Below are 16,903 nucleotides of genomic sequence, written 5' to 3' on the forward strand. Positions count from 1 at the left end.
CATTCTAATGCTGAATGCCATCTCTTCTTAAAACTTTTATAAAAGTTAAAACAATAATTTGCACATCAAACCATAAAGATTGACGCTGCATATAAGCTACATCTAAATTCACTTTATCAGGAATTGGCAACTCATCCCGTCCGTTGATTTGGGCCCAGCCTGTTAAGCCTGGCACAAGTGAATCCACCCCATACTGAGTACGTAAAGCAATTAAATCATCCTGATTAAACAATGCAGGACGTGGCCCCACAAAGCTCATATCCCCTTTAATAATACTCAATAACTGTGGCAACTCATCCAAACTAGATTTTCTTAAAAAAGAGCCAATTGGCGTCAAAAATTGCTGGGGATTATCAAGTAAATGTGTTGCAACCGCTGGCGTATCAACCCGCATAGAGCGGAATTTAGGCATCTTAAAAATAATATTGTGACGCCCTACCCGATCAGACCAATACAACGCAGGGCCTTTTGAGGTAACACGTACCATTAGCCAAGCAATCACAAATGGTAAAGCCAGAATTAATGCTGCGACTAACGCTAAACATAAATCAAATAAACGTTTCATTATTCATCAGTCAAATCGTTACAACACTATAAATTAAAGAGTTTAGATCACATGCACCATAAACACCTCACAGACCCATGCCTTGAATTTCTGCAGAGTAGTTTAATTAAAAACCAGTTAGCTCTGCAAAGCAACAGCTACATCTTTAAGGCCATCCTCAACTGTGAACTTCGGCTCCCAGCCAAGCAATTGACGGGTTTTAGTAATATCCACTTGTAAATTACCGCACAATCGTTGCGCCAAGTTTTCTTTACCTAATATTTTTGCAGCAACCTCCAGAAAATCTTGCGGTACTGGCAACAGTTTAGGCTTTACACCTAAGGATTTTGCACATGCTTTTAAAAGCTCAGTAGTAGACAGATCATGTCCATCAGAAACCAGAAACACTTGATTAGCTGCCGCAGGGTGGTCAATACACTTCAAAATCAAACTAATCAAGTTCCCAACATATACAAAGCTGCGCTTGTTATTAACTGCACCCAAAGGTAGTGGGAAACCGCTTTTTACAGCCTTCATCATACTGGCAAAATTTGCTTTCACCCCACCACCATAAATCAATGGTGGCCGGATAATTACTACTTCTAGTCCTGTCTCACTAGCAAGCTTTAGTAAACCCTGCTCTGCCTCATATTTTGAAATACCGTAAGCATCCTGCGGACAAGGGATATCTGAGGCTGTAAAAGGCTTATCTGCTTGCGTAAGCTCTCCATTAACCTTGATTGAACTCACAAAAATAAAGCGCCTGACGCCTGCATTCACTGCTTGGCGCGCCAAGTTAAGCGTACCATCCACATTTACTCTACGAAACTCAGCTAATGGATCTGATGCTGCTTCATTCATTACATGTACACGGGCTGCTAAATGGACAACAACATCAATAGCATCAAGCGCAGCCGACCAGTCAGTAACAGCGCCTATATCGCCAATTGCAAACATCTTAACATCTGTATCGTTATGAGCCTGACTACGCAAGGCCACGACTACTTCATATTGGCTTTTTAGCAAATCACGAATAAGCAACTTACCAACAAAACCATTGGCACCAGTTACCATGACGTTATTCATACTAGCTCTCAATTTAGCACTCTAGAATAAACCAAAAACAATCATTAATGCGAGAGAAATACGGTCAGATAATTTCCGACGTGCCTGTGGAATAAATCGCAACACCTTAAAACGCGACAACAAATCTGACTTTTCCAGTAATTTTGAAATAGTTAGCAGCTTAGGGTCATTAGATAACAGGTAAGATACCGTTAAAACCTTTAACACCTCTCCCTTATACCAACCATTAAATACTTTTTGCAATCGAGTCAGCTTTGCTCTCAAACCACTATTAGCGCCAACCACATTCTTACCATGCTGGCGGTACTGTAGAGATGACTTTGAATCAATCAACCACTTTTTACCAGATGCTCGGCAAACTGCATATACTAACCAATCGTGCAAAGCTACTTCGCTAGCTATATTTTTAGGGTCGTTTAATAATCTCTTCACTTCCCCCACAAGCCATGTTGACATTAAAAAAGTACATCCAGGGCCAGCCGATTCAAATAAATAATCCAAGCTTCGTTGATGTTGTGCTTTATGAATTAGCTTGGTTTTACCATCAGGCCAAAAAGCTAGTACATTAGATGAAACTCCATCGACACCATATTGTTGCATTAATTTCACATGCCTAATCAGCTTATCTTGCTCCCAAATGTCGTCTTGATCAGCAAAAGCCACGTAGTCATAACCAGCTAAATCTGCACTTAAAATCAGTTTATAAAAATTTTTACCTGCACTTCCTAATCGTTGATTACTAGGCAATACCTTTATACAACGATTACTTTTTGCCAACTCATTTATATCATTTAAAGTGTTATCCTTTGACAAATCATCAGACACAAATAAAGTAATCTCAACATCACTCTGATTAAAAATACTTTTCAGCTGAGTAGCAAGCCATTCTTGACCATTATAAGTTGCCATAAGAATAGCTATTTTTGGATATGATTTCATTTAACGAGCAATTTCTTGAAAGTTTTTATATTTAACCTGTCACTATTTATCAATTTTAAATAGTAACAGGTTCATGATTCTCTAAACTTAAATCAGCCAGTCTATGCAGCGCCACCATAGAAATTAATACAATAGCCATTCCAATGGGATTTGTTAAAAAAGCATTAGTAAAACTGACAATATAAATAAATACACTTGAAAGTATGAAAGGCATTGCAACAGGTCTGTACGAATTGCTTAACCTCGCAGCATTACTCATAATAAATATTATTGGGAACAGCCAGAACAAAACTCCAAAAATACCAAATTTTAAAAAGATATCAAGGTAAGTGATCTCTATCGGGTTCGGAGTGGGATAGCCAGAACCTACACCAAATAAAATATTAAAATAAGAAAAATGATTTATGACTAAACTGGCGAACAGCTGAAGATCAGCCATTTTATCGCTATCAGAAATATGTGCAGCAGGCAAAATAGTAGAAACTACAAATACAAAAACAAACCCTACAAAACTCAACAAAAGCGAATAAAGTAAGTTTTTTAACTTATTGTTAGTTGTTGTAAATGCATGTAGAGCTAGAGTCAAAAAAACCGCAAGCCATACTCCGCGAGTCATTGTTAACGCAATTGTTAAAAGTAAAATTGCAATACAAATATATTTTTTTGTTTTGCAATTCTCGCCCATATAGAAAAAAGTAGCTATCGCTACATAAATCAAAGATTTAAAGTAAAACGTAATATCATTTCTAAAGATAAACTCCTTGCGTGGGTCATCATACGGATTTAGCACAGCATGCAGCTCATTGTAATTTACAAAGCCTAATTTCCACCCTAAAAATGTTGCAATAAACAAGGCCGATATTATCAATGCCGACATTTTAAATATTGAGCTGATAAGCTTAATATGCTCGACATCGCGAATTACTATAGAAAAGAAAAGTAAGCTAAAAAAATAAATCGTAGGCTTTAATTCATTGAATATTGAATATAAGGGCAGCCGGTTCCCTAGCGAAATCATCGCAGATAAAGAAATCAAAACAAAAAATGTAAGAGTAACCTTTAAAAATACTGAATTTATTGATTTTTTATATTGAATCACCCCATATGCAACATAGCAAAGGCCTAAAGCAAAAAGATACATTCGGATACTTAATGTACCAAAATCAAATAGTCGACCACCGCCGCCAAGGCATGCCTCAACAACAATCAGCAGTAAAATAAATTTACCAAGCACATCGTAGTTAATACGATGTGCTTGCGGACAATTACTAAGCATTCGACTTGTACTTACCTAGCTTGCCATGAATGCCATCAATCACCCCTTCAAACATTTTACTCAAATGTTCAAATCGATTACTTGGTAATAATGAATAAAAGACGAAAGATCTAAACATGCGCCAAAAAACTATAAACTTCCAATTAATTGGGATATAGCTTTTTTTAAGTAAGCTCAGTGCATTTCTAACCAGATAATAGTGTCTTAAAGGGGAATGCATGGGAAATTGCTTACCAAACAACACCAATGGAGCATCACCTAGCGCATGCTCCATGACAACACCGCTAAAGCCAAATAGCTTGTAACCTTTAGCAATAGCCCTAAAGCACCATTCGGTATCTACGTAATCAATAAATAAAGACTCTTCCATTAAACCTACATTATTAACTGCATCTAATGTAAGCAAAGTGCCGGAGCTAATTAGAAAATGTGCTTCTATAATTTTCGGTTGGCTGTTAACTTTAATTTTTTTTAAAGTCCAATTTCCAAACTGGATAAATGGTGCATATTTATTTAATCGGGAGTTAAAGTATGCAGGTCCAATAGCTGCGACGTTATTATCTGTATTTATAACGTCTAAAGTTTCCAGCAAATGCTTGACCATTGTATGAGGGACAAGGCTGTCTTGATCTAGCATTAAAAAATGCGTACACCCTTTTTTAATAAGGTCTTCTAAGCCAATGTTTAACGCCTTGGCAATCCCAAAGTTTTCACCATTCTCAATAATATCTAAATGTTTATTATCTTTTCCAGCTAACACGTGCTGCTTATCAAGCTCGATAGGAGTTTCGCTATTATTAACCAGCACTAAAAAATCCACTTCATTCAATGCAGCTTTAACTACTTTGAAAAACTGTACCTCTTCAGGGTAATAAGCAACTATCACCCCCCCAACGATTGGTGAAGAAATTTGCTGAGAGTTAACAACCATATCCATTCTACTTGTATGCAATCAATATGAGCTCTTCACCTGATGATGGCGAAAAACGATGTGTTAGATTCAGATAAAATCTAACTAAATGACCAAGGGATCTAATAAGTGAGCCGTCAAACATATTTGCTGTTCCATACTTCCTGATTTTATAACTCATCCACCAAACACCAACTGCACTGTAATTCCCAGTTTTAATTTTTACCGATTCAAAATTAATTTTTTTTGTAAGTAAATCTAAGGACTGCGGGTTGAAAATATGTAAATGTCTTGGCGGATCCAACTCCCTCCAATCAGACTGGAATGCCTGGTGTAATTTTGAAGATGAATTAGGCATGACTGCTACAAAGATGCCACCGGGTTTTAGAATACGAAAACTTTCTTGCAGCAATAATTGTGGGTCTGGCACATGTTCAATTACATGACTGGAAAAAATAGCATCAAAAGTATTGCTGTCAAAGTTTTGTGAGAACACATCACCATGATGAACATTCAAACCTTTACTTAAACCGTTTTTAACAGCCTGCTCATCAAAATCCAACCCCTCAGCTTGCCATCCCCAATCGTTAAACAGCTTCAGAGTCGCCCCACTACCACTTCCTAACTCGAGAAGCTTACCCTTGGGTTGGTCTTTAAAATATACAAATGGATAGTCCATATGCTCTTTAATAAAACCAGAGTATCCTAATAAGCGCCCTATAAATCGGGTTAAATATGTTGTTTTATTAACAAGAAAACCATATTGATAAGCACGATAACCTGATACCAACTTACTAAATAATGATACTTTCTTTGTGCCATGGTCTACATGCGTATAATAATTTTGGTAAGCTTTGTAGATATCCTGTTCTAATGGGGCAGGATCAAGCCAAATTAGACCGCATAAAGCATTGTTGCATTGCTTCAAATTCCAATCACCACTTACACCAAAAAGCCTATCTTTAATTGATTTATATAGGTATGTGCCATCTGAACCGCAGCACTTACAAAGCAACTTAGCTTCTGTACGCATCATATTTTCCATATGTAACTTTAATAATATTTTCTAATATAAGAAAAGGCGCCATCATACCTCAGTTTAGCTACTGATATTTTGCAATATATCAGTGCAATTACTACCACTAAAATTACTCTTATTGCAAAGTTATCAATAAGAATTGAAGTGATTACGGGAAGAACAGCTAAACTAGTTAATAAAACGGGGGCTTTCATTGCATTTTTATTTGCTTGATTTATTTTATTTGCGGCATAAGCCAACCCAAAAAAGTCAACACTAACTCTAAAAAACCAAGCCATTGCAGCACCTTCCAAACCAAAGCCCTTAAGTGCCATCCATAAAAAAATCCAATAAGGAACAGACTCTGCGAGGTGCAGTTTTGCAGTCCAATCTGCTCTACCCACACCCTGAACTTTTGCATACAACACCTGTGCCACACTATTAATCAGAACCCCTGCTGCCAACCATGGAACCAATCTAGCACCCTTAATTGCAAACTCCTTGCTCAGCCAAAAGGTTAACCACTCATTAGCAAAAACAGCTGCTATCAATATAGCTGGATAAAGAATCATCAACACATAGGCCATACCCTTATTGAGGATACTTGCTGTGGCATTGGGGTTTATTTGCCAATCTTTAGCAAACAACGGAAACAGTACACCTGATATTGCCGCTGGTATGACCCACAATTTAGTAATAACCTCATATGGCGCAACATAATATGCTACTGAAGCTGCGCCAAGCATACCCGCAATTACAAATCTATCTAAGTAAACCATTAATGGACCAACAATATTACTTACAGTCATCCACCCACCAAATACAAATAATGGTTGTAGCAAACGTGACTGAAAGGTACTAGTTTTATTTTTTAGCAATGGTGTATTATTGACAACAAACCAGTGCATTACCCATCCCAAAAGCCTTACTAGAATTAGAGAGTAAGCAGCATATTCTAAAGATACCCCATAGAATGAAGATAGATAAGGGCCTAAGAATGTACCTACGCCAAGAACCATTCTTATCAAATTGGCTTGCTTAAATAGATGCAATGCATCCATTACACCTCTTAACGCAGCTGTGTGAACGACAAAGGGAATTGATATTGCTAGCACAGCAAATGCTCTAATAGCCTCCTGCTGAATTTCAGCAGTGACTGTAAGCACATGGTTAACTAGCCATGGTGATATTAGCCATAAAAAAACGCCACCCAACACGCCAAGCAGCAACATAATACGGAACGCTGTGTAAATTAAAGCAACAGTTTCTATCTCATCAGCGTTTATTGATAACTTTTCTGACACAGTCTGAGTAAGTGCACGAGATAGCCCCATATCAAACAAACTAAAATACCCAACTAAAGACCAAGCAATAGCAAGCAATCCAAATCGTTCTGCACCGTAAGCGCTAATAATCAAAGGAAAAACGACAACACCAACTAAGAGAGGAAGCACCCCACCAAAAAAATTCCAAGCTATATTTTTTTTAATCACCAAATAATAATCTTTAAAAAGTAGGTTAAGCAGCCAACTCACTCAAGAGTGACTATACAATATGTATTAAAGCATCAACGAAACGACCAATATTTATGACCAAGATAACTTGTAAATACCGGAACAATTAATCCAACTGCATGCGCCATTTCCTTAACATATAGCTTCATTTCAAACGCTGGCAACAAATAATGTGCCAACCCCATACTAATACACCACGTCTGTGCTAGGCCGATCATGTTCACCAGCACAAAGAATACCACTGAGCTATGTGCAGACTGATTACTTTCATTAAATACCAGTAATTTAAACAGCAAAAATGCTATCAGCATCCCTGTGAGATATGCAAAAAAAATCGCGTTGGAATAATCCAGCCAACGGCTATAGATCACTCTGGAAGCAAAATTACAAATCATCGCAATTCCACCTGTCAGTAAAAACAACAGGAATTGTTTGGACATAAACTTTTTAATCATTTAGAGCCGGAATTATTAAATTCATCAAAATTTTAATTGGGAGTTTATAAGTAAATCTCAGTTTTTTATGAAAACGGCTTTTCTGCCACAATCAAAAACTGCTTTCCTAACAGCCTCCATACTATTGGCAGTTTCAGGTATAAGCTAACTAAGAATGGATGACTGGGAAGTGCCCCCTGCGTTGTATATGGTAAAAACTTATCCACACAAACTTTGATATTAAACCCTTTAATCCTTAACACCTCACATAACGACAAATGCGTCAAACCCAAATGGTGATCATAAAAGTCCCAGTATTCTCCACTCAGATAGCGAAGATTAGGTCCCAGTATGACATAGCGGCCTCCGGGCTTAAGAGATGCCATCACCTCATCAAGAAACTTCTCAAGAGCACCTTTATCAGGCAAGTGCTCAAGAAAATTTGATGTAAAAATGGTATCTGCTTCCTCATTTATAATTTTGCTGATTTCAGTTGCGACACTTTGATGAAATTCAACTTCCTTACTAAGAAATTTTTGAGCGTCAGGATTCAAATCGATGGCAATTTTCCGCCCAGCATTGATGTTATTGATAAACTCCCCATACCCGCAAGCCACATCAACTACAGTATCTGACTCTTTAAAGAATTTTTGCAGATATTCAGTACAAATCACTTGCCAAATTAAATCTTTTTTTGGAAGTTGACTCTCAGGAAACCTGATTTTGTATAACAGCGAGAGATAATCTTTTTGCATAATAATGCTCAAATATTAAAAAAAATAAAAATATATTCAAAAAAACTATTTAACTGCGTCTTTAGCCATTTGCCTGCCAAAATGAATACTTTCAGATATACCCCTATCTTCAGGATAATAATAAGAAGTATCAGCAACCCATAACCCCTCAACAGGCAAACTTACTGATGGCAGATTATCGAGGTAACCGGGATTGCAAATAGGCTGCGCATAGCGGTATCGGCTTGCACGTATGTCAATAAAATCATCGTCATTTAACTCTGGGTTAATCTTTCTCAAGTAACGCCTAACTTTATCAGTAAAAGCTTGATCGGGTTCAGAGAACTTTGGATGCTCTCCTGGCATATAAAATGGTACATAAACTATATGTTGATTGAGTGGTCTTAAGTTAGTGTACTCAACCAAGCCCGGAATATCCATTTCAGGGTCATTTGTATTTAACCAAAAATTCTCGGTTAATGCTTTCTTTAACTTTACAATTACACACACTACAGCAATATTTTTGATTGCCTTAAACTTATCTAAGACACTACTCGGCAAGTCTGGCATTACACGAGACACAAAAGGTAAAGGGATGGTGCTAATAACTTTAGTGAAAGGCTCAAAATGACCAGAAACTTCGACACCTTGCACTTTAGCGTCACCGATAACAACTCTGCTCACGGGAGCGCTTAACCGAACTTCCCCCCCATTTGCCTCAATGGCTAGCCGCATGGCACGGAGTAACGTTTCAGAACCACCTTCTAAATATCCTAATTTTTCACGGAATAAACTGTAGCGAGAGCGGCCTATGCGACGAATCCGGCTCCAAATCCATGCTGCAGACAGGTTGCTAGTGTAATCATAGAACTTATAGTCAAACAATCTACGCCACAAGACCTCATAGGCCTCTTTACCTACCCAGCGTTTAATCCAACTGATTGCCTCAACATGATCTAGAGGCTTCCAATCATTACGCTTTGTGCATAAAAAAGCATGTAGGCCATATCTAAATTTAGCAAAAAAGCTTAGCCCTTTAAATTTTAAAAGCGCTATTGGGTTCCCCCAAGGCTGAAGCTTCCCCTGATACCAATACCCCATCTTAGTTTCTACCCAATGCATTTTATCGGCTAAACCTAGCTCGTCTAAAACGTTTAAAAAGGCATGATCAGATATACAGTGAAAGTGATAATAGCGTTCTATGGATAATCCAGAGAAATCGAAAGCCGCTGTCATTCCACCGACTCTATCATCAGCCTCAAAAACAACAGGGCGATGCCCATCTTTTGCCAACTGGTAAGCTACTGCTAAGCCCATTGGGCCTGCACCAAGTACTGCTATTAATTCTTTTTTATGCATAAGCTAACAGATTTAAAAATTATTGATGACTAAACGAAAAGTACGTATGTAGGTAATAGCTCGTTAACGTGAGTGAAGATAAAGCCATGAGTTGAGCTACTTCTGGTGCATAGTAAATGAAGCCATAATAAGGTAACACATGGAGAGCCAATATTACGCTAATAAACCATACCTGAATCGCTCCAAACACGTTTACAAGAAAAAACTTATATGCAGACCGCTTAATTGTAGTGTTAGATTGGTTAAACACATAATATCTAGCTAAAACATAAGCAAGAATAGTACTAATAGTATAAGCGAGAAAAATTGAAACTGAATAACCGAACCATTGATTAAATACGATACGACTAAGCATATTTACAAGAACTGAACTCAGGCCAGTAAGCAAAAACAATAAATAACGATGGTAATTAGCCAATCTCATTTTAATTAACGCCTAACGCTAGCTTTTGGTTATTGCTTATGCAACACAAATATATTGTTAGGGCTAAAGCTCAACCAAGAGCTTGTAGGATACTGAGCCTGAACAGCATAACCTTCCGTTGCCATAAGCTCCTCTTTGTTGTTAGCAATCAAATATTCATTATCAACCACCCACCAGCCTTTAGCATCTGGTTTTGTATTGTGTTTTGAATACAAATAAGCCCCATTAAACTCAAAACCTCCATCTATCCTGTTGGGAGCTATACCTTGTTTAACAACCAAATCTGACAGAGCTTCCCATCTTGCTCTATTCCAACTCAGATAGTCATGCACCATTGCTATTGAAAGCATTCCAATAGCACCAATCAATAAAAACACTAATTTATTTACTTTTTTTGAGTGGGCGTCACCAATTGGTAAGACGTAACCACATGATACTAAAAATAAAATAGTTGTCAGAAAAGGAAGAAGTAAATATCTGTCAAAAAATCCTGATGAGCTTACAATAGGCAACAAATAAATGACTGTTATAGCACCAAAGAAAACAGGAAGGCGGACATTTATAAGCTTATGGCAGCGAACATTCACCCAAATGTGCTTGATGGATTGATGAATCAAATAAAGCAAGATGCATCCCGATATCGCTGCGAAAAAACCAATTACTCTCCATACCCATTTAATGGCAGAGGGTAGATCGTATCCTATTGAGCCGTGCTGCAGCGTAGGGCCAATGCCATAATGATTAAGAATATTCCCAATTAGAGGGAAGTTACGTAACAAAGCCAACCACACAAAAACAGCAAAAATAAAAATGATTGCTTTTTGTCTAACAGTCACTTTTGTAGCTCCAAGGTTTAGCATATAAATCAATATTGGAGATATAAATACGGCAAGATAGGTAACGATGATAAGAGCATTTTTACCATAACCAGCAAGAATGGTAGTAATTGGCAGGGATAATGTATCTATAATCAATTGGATTTGATGACCATACATAGTTGGAGTCTGCCCGGTCCAATCAAGCCATGCCTTAAAGCTTATTTGTACAACAATACAAAGTATTAATGGAGTTAATGCCTTTAGAAGATAATCAGTGGAGAGTCTTCGCCCTATTATGTAAGACAAAGCAAAAGCTAGTGGAATAGCAAACCCAACCTGCCTTACGAGTAGGGCAATGACTGCGGCTATAGTTCCCAAACAAATATCAATCCATGCATCACTATGAAACGCCCGCACAAGATAAAACAAAGCAAGTATAGAAAATGTAAAGAAAGGTACATCAGTCATAAATGTATTGCTTAACGCAAAATAAATAGGATTAACCGCTAGCGTCAATGCTCCTATCACAGATATGGTCATCTGCCCTTGCTCTCTCATCAGTCTATACGAGTAAATTACTCCGATTAGTCCTAAAACTAGTGTCGATACACGTAAAACCATGTATGAAAAGCCGAACAGTTTGCCAAAAACTGCCCCCCAAACTATCTGGAAAACAACATTTGCTGCACTCCAGTCAGGTATTACCAGATCGCCCCCTAACAGTTTTTTTACAGACGCTGCATACGCCCAATCATCATTCAATGGGAAGTTGCCAACCGGATTAACTAATACAATCATTATTAGCCATATTGCTGTAATTGACAGAATGGCTATGTAGTTTTTCGTTACATTCTGGAGACTGCTTGCAATTGAAATTTCACTGACTTTACTGAGCACTATTAAAAGTCCAATTTAATTTGGCTATATTCAGCATCGCAGAATGTTTCGTGTATTGCGCTTGAAAAAGGGGTTGGTGTTATGCCAAAAATACCCGGCCAATCAATCACCTCGAACTCATCCTTTGCAATCAATGCAGCGAGTTGCTGAGTAGTAAACGGCGGATTTTTATCAAAAACTCCCCATATCCAAAGTAGGGTATAAAATAGAAAGTAAGGTATTTTAGTAATGACGGTACGCACCCCAGTTGCTTTTTTTATCTCTCGGATAATGTCAATATAATCAACCTTCTCAAGGCCAGAAATATTATAAATGCCATTGGTAACTTCATTTTCGATACAACTAATGATGATATTGCAAAAATCACCTACATAAAGTGGTTGGCGCATATAACGGCCATCTCCAGGGATAGGGAATATTGGCATTTTTTTCATAAAACGAGATAGCCAGCCTAGATGCTTACGATCAAACCAGCCAAACATTAAGGTTGGGCGCAGTACCGGGCAGGACACCCCGCTTTCCAAAACAATGCGCTCCTGCTCAATTTTCGTCTTTGTATAAAAATCATCAGCGATCGACTGCACTACAGATGAACTAATATGCACTAAATGTGGCACCTTGTAATGTTTGATCGTTTCCAGAATTAATTGAGTTGAGATAACGTTATTACGTACAAACTCTTGATAATCATTACCTCCAATCTGAGCTTGTAACATCACGACTACATTAGCATCTTCAAAATGACGTTGCCAATCACCGCGTTCGGACAAGTCAGCAAACTCAACAGCAATATCTGGCTGAACATTTTTCAAAATGTCGATATTTGCATGATGCTTATCTAGAACTACAATATTGCTGTAGCCCTTAGCCTTCAGACGCGCTACAAGGTTTTGACCTACAAGACCAGCACCACCGGGGAGAATAATTTTATTTGTAGTCATTTTAATTGCACTTATTTTATTTAAATACTAAAAATTTAATTCAAGTTTAATTCTGCATTATGATGAAGTTTAGAGAAATTGAATTAACCACTGATGAAACGCTATTTACAGACAATACAACTTGGCTGAGTCTAATCTAAAATCACTAACTTTATCTGATGGATAAAAGCGCAAGTGAGTAGCATCGCGCATGGGTAAAGCAAAGTGAATAATAGTATCTTCAGAGGTAGCGTACCGGCGTAAGGACTGCGACTTTACAACGTTATTCTTACTTTCTAGGGAAACCTCGACTACAGCACCCTCGTGTAAAGGCATACTAAACTCTACACCAATATATTTGGAGTATCTGCATTTATCTCTAATGTCAAAAATGAAGTAAGGGGTAGAGCTAGTCGCTGTAAAATGCTTAATATCGTTAAATTGATTAACGATATTATACATTCCTGCAGAGCTGATTGAGAGCGGCACGGGTTTATGCATATGACCAGCTTCTTGAGATTGATCTTGATATAAAAAGATATTCCATTGCCGTTCTGGGCGAATTGGAATCAAAACGTCACTTTTCTGCTTTGCGAATTCAACAAAAGCATTAAACTGCAAATCACTACCCTTAAATACTGAGAAAGTAGAAATTACAAGAACTATCAGTGAAGCATAAATTCGAGATAATAATTTTGGGCGTTTTGAGGTAATCAATACAGCAGCAAGAAAAATAAGTACATATGGAATAAAAAAATATCTTGCTCCGCTCCCAATAGGGCTCATATCTTGAATGGATGTTTTAACGGCAACGAGCCCAGCTAAAAAGAACACCCCAGCTGACATTACGAGAACTAATGAGGTAATTTCAATAGCTTCACAACGCTGGCGGACATTCTTCAAGAGTTCAGTGGGTAAAACTAAAACAAATGCCCCAATAGTAGTAACCCAAAAAAACAAAGCAGCGAGTTGAGGTATAAGAGACTTTTTACCAAAAGTAAAGAAAGTGTAAGTTACTGTTAGCCAATGAGTAATATTTGTGTCAAAACCATTCTTTCCAAGGCGACTTGACAGTAATATAGCAACTAACTGTATTGTGGCAGCCACCAGTACCGTCACATAGATAAATTTTCTACTCTTCCAATCCTTGTAAACAATTAATTGTACAAATAAAACTGGTGTTAATAATAGCGCGAATGGCCCTGTCAATGAGGCTATAAAAACGATCAACCTCTCAAGTATTGATGAGGTATCCTTAACCGGTATCAGCAAGTAAATTGCTAATGCAGCACCAGTAAACCACTGCGCATTAGTTAAATTGAAAAAAACTTCCCCGGAATGCGGTTGAGCAACCAACAAAATAGAAACTAAAGTAGCATGAGTGGCGCTTAGCCCAAGGTTTAGTGCTCGATTGGCTGCTATGTAAATCAGTGAAGTGTAAGCTAAAATCCATCCTATAAAAAAAACTATAGGTGTAAAGGTTAAATCAAAAAAGCAACTTATCCATGCAATTAACCTAGGGTAAACGTGAAAATAACCTGCATACGGCTCCCATATAGAATATATGCCATATTCACGGGCCTGATTAATAAAAACCCTCCCATCTTCAGCCCACAATGTGTTATTAACATTAAAACCCTTAAGTTTTAAGAAAACAAAAATTAACCCTAACACCACGATAATTGAAAGTTGTGGATTTCGATTAAGTTTGTCAAAACCATTTAAAACAGTTTTGAGTCGTTGCCATCCTAGAGTTGGCATTACAAAAGATATTACTCTCATCACTATTCAAGCTTTGAGTTAATTTTTACCAACGAGAAAGACTTCCCAAGAAAATGAGACCCTACGTTAACAGTTATTATTGCATCATTGCTTTTCCCAGCTGCTACTACGTAAAGTTTGTCCATTTGTCTTGATGTATAGAAATGATTTCCCACATGAGGCTCAATTGCACCAGGACTAGTATGCTGTATCAAATGTTGGCTTTTTAGCTGTTTAACCATTAAATTTGCAGCTGTACCTGTGGCCCACCTACTGTATTCAATAAAAGTGTTAACCAATAGAAACAGCCCAACTGTAGCAAAAACAATTTTCCGAGACATAACTATACTGTTAGGTATAATCATGATAAAAAAGGGCAAGACAAATAATAAATACCTTTGAGCTGGGCGACTACTTGAGAATACGAATAATACTATTAAAAGTGCTAATACAATGGTCAGTTTAGTTTTGCTAGTTTTAGAAACTATTTCTTCTGAAATAAAGATCAATGTAGCTGTAGCTACAAATATCAAAGAAAGAACTACAGTTCTCAGCTTATCACCGATAACAGTATCTAGTGGCCCTAAATTCAACTCTCCACCATCTTGAAGTACATAAAAACTTAAAGTAACAACCACAACAAGACAACTAAGCACTAGCTTCCATTTAACAAGAACAGCCTGCCAAAAGGTTTCAGAGAATAGAAATGTTGGTAATACAATTAACCCTAAAAATCCTGTATATAAAATGAAGTTGTTCATAATACTTGAGACACTAAGATGATGAACTGTTTGATACTTATCTGGGGTTAGCCAAAATCCAAATAATGAATTGACTTTAAATAAATAAAATCCAACTAATATAATAGATATCAATGTTACAACTATGATTTTCTTTATCGCTAAACAACGATCCTCATTTGGCAGTAATAAAGCAACTAAAAATACCAACAGACACAATGCATGGTATTTAAAAATGGCAGCTACCCCTAAAAAAACACCAGCTAACAGCGATTTTAGGAGAAATTGTTTACTCCCCAACGCTAGTGAAATAGCAAAAACACCTAATGCCACCGGTAAAAAATCCGCCGTGGCCCTGCCTGAAAAAGTCCATACAAGAGGATTAAGTATTATTAATAAGAATATAACGTTGAAATTAGCTATATTTAAATATTTACATATCCGATATATACCAACCATGAGGAACGGAACGCCAGCTAAGTTAACCAGACGCAGCAATAGCAGTACATCTATTTGAGGGAAAATATTTGAGATTAGATATGTAAAGTATGGCAAACCTAATGTATTGGCTTGATATGAAAAATACTGTTCTAATAAGACGGAATTTGATGTTTTAAAGTAGTCAACAGCACCTGCGAAGGCAAACTCAAGGTTTACTCCTGGCAGTATTAGCAGCATCAAGTGAATAACAATTGAGAAAAATGTAATTACATAAGCTTGCTGTACATTGACCGGCAATATACTCAGAACTCTTTTCATCATACTTCCTTAATTCAAATATCCATTTTTTTAAAAATAAATTCCGGAAGATGCCTAATTATCATCATAATCAACGCCCATTTAGCTGGTGCATACACAACAGATACACCTTTAGCAACTCCACTGACAATTGATGATGCAACATCCTCAACATTCGCAAACTTACTTTCATTTTGTTGTAAATGCGCCGTCATTGGTGTATTTGTAGGTCCAGGTTTAACTAAGGTTACTTTAACATTGGTATGTGCCAATCTATGCTGAAGGCCTTGAGTGTAGCGAGTAAGTAGCCCTTTAGCTGCTCCATAAACATAATTAGATTTGCGACCTCGATCGCCTGCAACAGACCCAATTATGGCCAAGGTACCGTGATTAGTTTTTTGCATATATCCGGCAAAAGCCTCGGCATACAGCACAGGAGAAATAGCATTAACAGTCAGCACATCGTTACATAAGCTTAAATTCTGCTGACATGCATCTTGATCTGGTAATGATCCGTGAGCAATCAAGACTATATCCAATGCTCCATTAATAACAATACCGTCAACCAATTGCTGAATGGCTTGTGGGTCGATAAAGTTTGTAGTCAGTGCGCGAATCTCGGATTTTGGACTACGAACTCTTAAATCAGCAGCTACTCGCTCTGTTTTATCTAAATCACGACCAACTAACGTCAAATCCACTAGGTCATCCTTCACCCATATGCGTGCACAGTGTTCAGCAATAGCTGATGTTGCTCCAATAATAACGATTCTTTTTCTATTACTAGCCAT

16 protein-coding genes are annotated in these 16,903 nt (G+C 37.4%); all 16 read right to left on the reverse strand.

What is annotated here, in order from left to right:
• Positions 1–4: 4 nt before the first annotated feature.
• Positions 5–565: a sugar transferase gene (locus tag ACSSU7_RS04115; RefSeq protein WP_492517456.1), complete on the reverse strand. Its 561-nt coding sequence runs from the start codon at positions 563–565 to the stop codon at positions 5–7.
• 117 nt (positions 566–682) lie between these two features.
• A complete protein-coding gene (locus tag ACSSU7_RS04120; protein ID WP_492517457.1) occupies positions 683–1,630 on the reverse strand; it encodes a UDP-glucose 4-epimerase family protein in 948 nt (315 codons plus the stop codon).
• 21 nt (positions 1,631–1,651) lie between these two features.
• Positions 1,652–2,569: a glycosyltransferase gene (locus ACSSU7_RS04125; protein ID WP_492517458.1), complete on the reverse strand. Its 918-nt coding sequence runs from the start codon at positions 2,567–2,569 to the stop codon at positions 1,652–1,654.
• 55 nt (positions 2,570–2,624) lie between these two features.
• Positions 2,625–3,845 (reverse strand): hypothetical protein, encoded by a 1,221-nt coding sequence (locus ACSSU7_RS04130; RefSeq protein WP_492517459.1) that lies wholly within the window; start codon positions 3,843–3,845, stop codon positions 2,625–2,627.
• Positions 3,838–4,776 (reverse strand): glycosyltransferase family 2 protein, encoded by a 939-nt coding sequence (locus ACSSU7_RS04135; protein WP_492517460.1) that lies wholly within the window; start codon positions 4,774–4,776, stop codon positions 3,838–3,840. The genes ACSSU7_RS04130 and ACSSU7_RS04135 overlap by 8 nt, the downstream gene beginning before the upstream one ends.
• A gap of 7 nt (positions 4,777–4,783) precedes the next feature.
• Positions 4,784–5,800 (reverse strand): methyltransferase domain-containing protein, encoded by a 1,017-nt coding sequence (locus ACSSU7_RS04140; RefSeq protein WP_492517461.1) that lies wholly within the window; start codon positions 5,798–5,800, stop codon positions 4,784–4,786.
• Between the two features lie 8 nt (positions 5,801–5,808).
• Positions 5,809–7,308, reverse strand: a complete 1,500-nt coding sequence (locus ACSSU7_RS04145; RefSeq protein ID WP_492517462.1) for a flippase — start codon at positions 7,306–7,308, stop codon at positions 5,809–5,811.
• A 32-nt stretch (positions 7,309–7,340) separates the two neighbouring features.
• Positions 7,341–7,727 carry a GtrA family protein gene (locus ACSSU7_RS04150; protein ID WP_492517463.1) on the reverse strand — a complete coding sequence of 129 codons (387 nt, stop codon included), beginning with the start codon at positions 7,725–7,727 and terminating at the stop codon, positions 7,341–7,343.
• 80 nt (positions 7,728–7,807) lie between these two features.
• Positions 7,808–8,476 (reverse strand): class I SAM-dependent methyltransferase, encoded by a 669-nt coding sequence (locus ACSSU7_RS04155; RefSeq protein ID WP_492517464.1) that lies wholly within the window; start codon positions 8,474–8,476, stop codon positions 7,808–7,810.
• Positions 8,477–8,521: 45 nt separating this feature from the next.
• On the reverse strand, positions 8,522–9,814 hold the full coding sequence (locus ACSSU7_RS04160; RefSeq protein ID WP_492517465.1) for an NAD(P)/FAD-dependent oxidoreductase: 1,293 nt from the start codon (positions 9,812–9,814) through the stop codon (positions 8,522–8,524).
• Between the two features lie 19 nt (positions 9,815–9,833).
• Positions 9,834–10,238, reverse strand: a complete 405-nt coding sequence (locus ACSSU7_RS04165) for a GtrA family protein (protein WP_492517466.1) — start codon at positions 10,236–10,238, stop codon at positions 9,834–9,836.
• 29 nt (positions 10,239–10,267) lie between these two features.
• Positions 10,268–11,854, reverse strand: coding sequence for an ArnT family glycosyltransferase (locus ACSSU7_RS04170; protein ID WP_492517467.1), 1,587 nt, complete (start codon positions 11,852–11,854; stop codon positions 10,268–10,270).
• Between the two features lie 101 nt (positions 11,855–11,955).
• On the reverse strand, positions 11,956–12,894 hold the full coding sequence (locus ACSSU7_RS04175; RefSeq protein WP_492517468.1) for an NAD-dependent epimerase/dehydratase family protein: 939 nt from the start codon (positions 12,892–12,894) through the stop codon (positions 11,956–11,958).
• Positions 12,895–12,999: 105 nt separating this feature from the next.
• Positions 13,000–14,655 (reverse strand): hypothetical protein, encoded by a 1,656-nt coding sequence (locus ACSSU7_RS04180; RefSeq protein ID WP_492517469.1) that lies wholly within the window; start codon positions 14,653–14,655, stop codon positions 13,000–13,002.
• Positions 14,656–14,657: 2 nt separating this feature from the next.
• Positions 14,658–16,136, reverse strand: coding sequence for a hypothetical protein (locus ACSSU7_RS04185; RefSeq protein WP_492517470.1), 1,479 nt, complete (start codon positions 16,134–16,136; stop codon positions 14,658–14,660).
• A gap of 11 nt (positions 16,137–16,147) precedes the next feature.
• A complete protein-coding gene (locus tag ACSSU7_RS04190) occupies positions 16,148–16,903 on the reverse strand; it encodes an SDR family NAD(P)-dependent oxidoreductase (RefSeq protein WP_492517471.1) in 756 nt (251 codons plus the stop codon).

Source organism: Methylotenera sp. E1MeOHC1, from assembly GCF_058745595.1.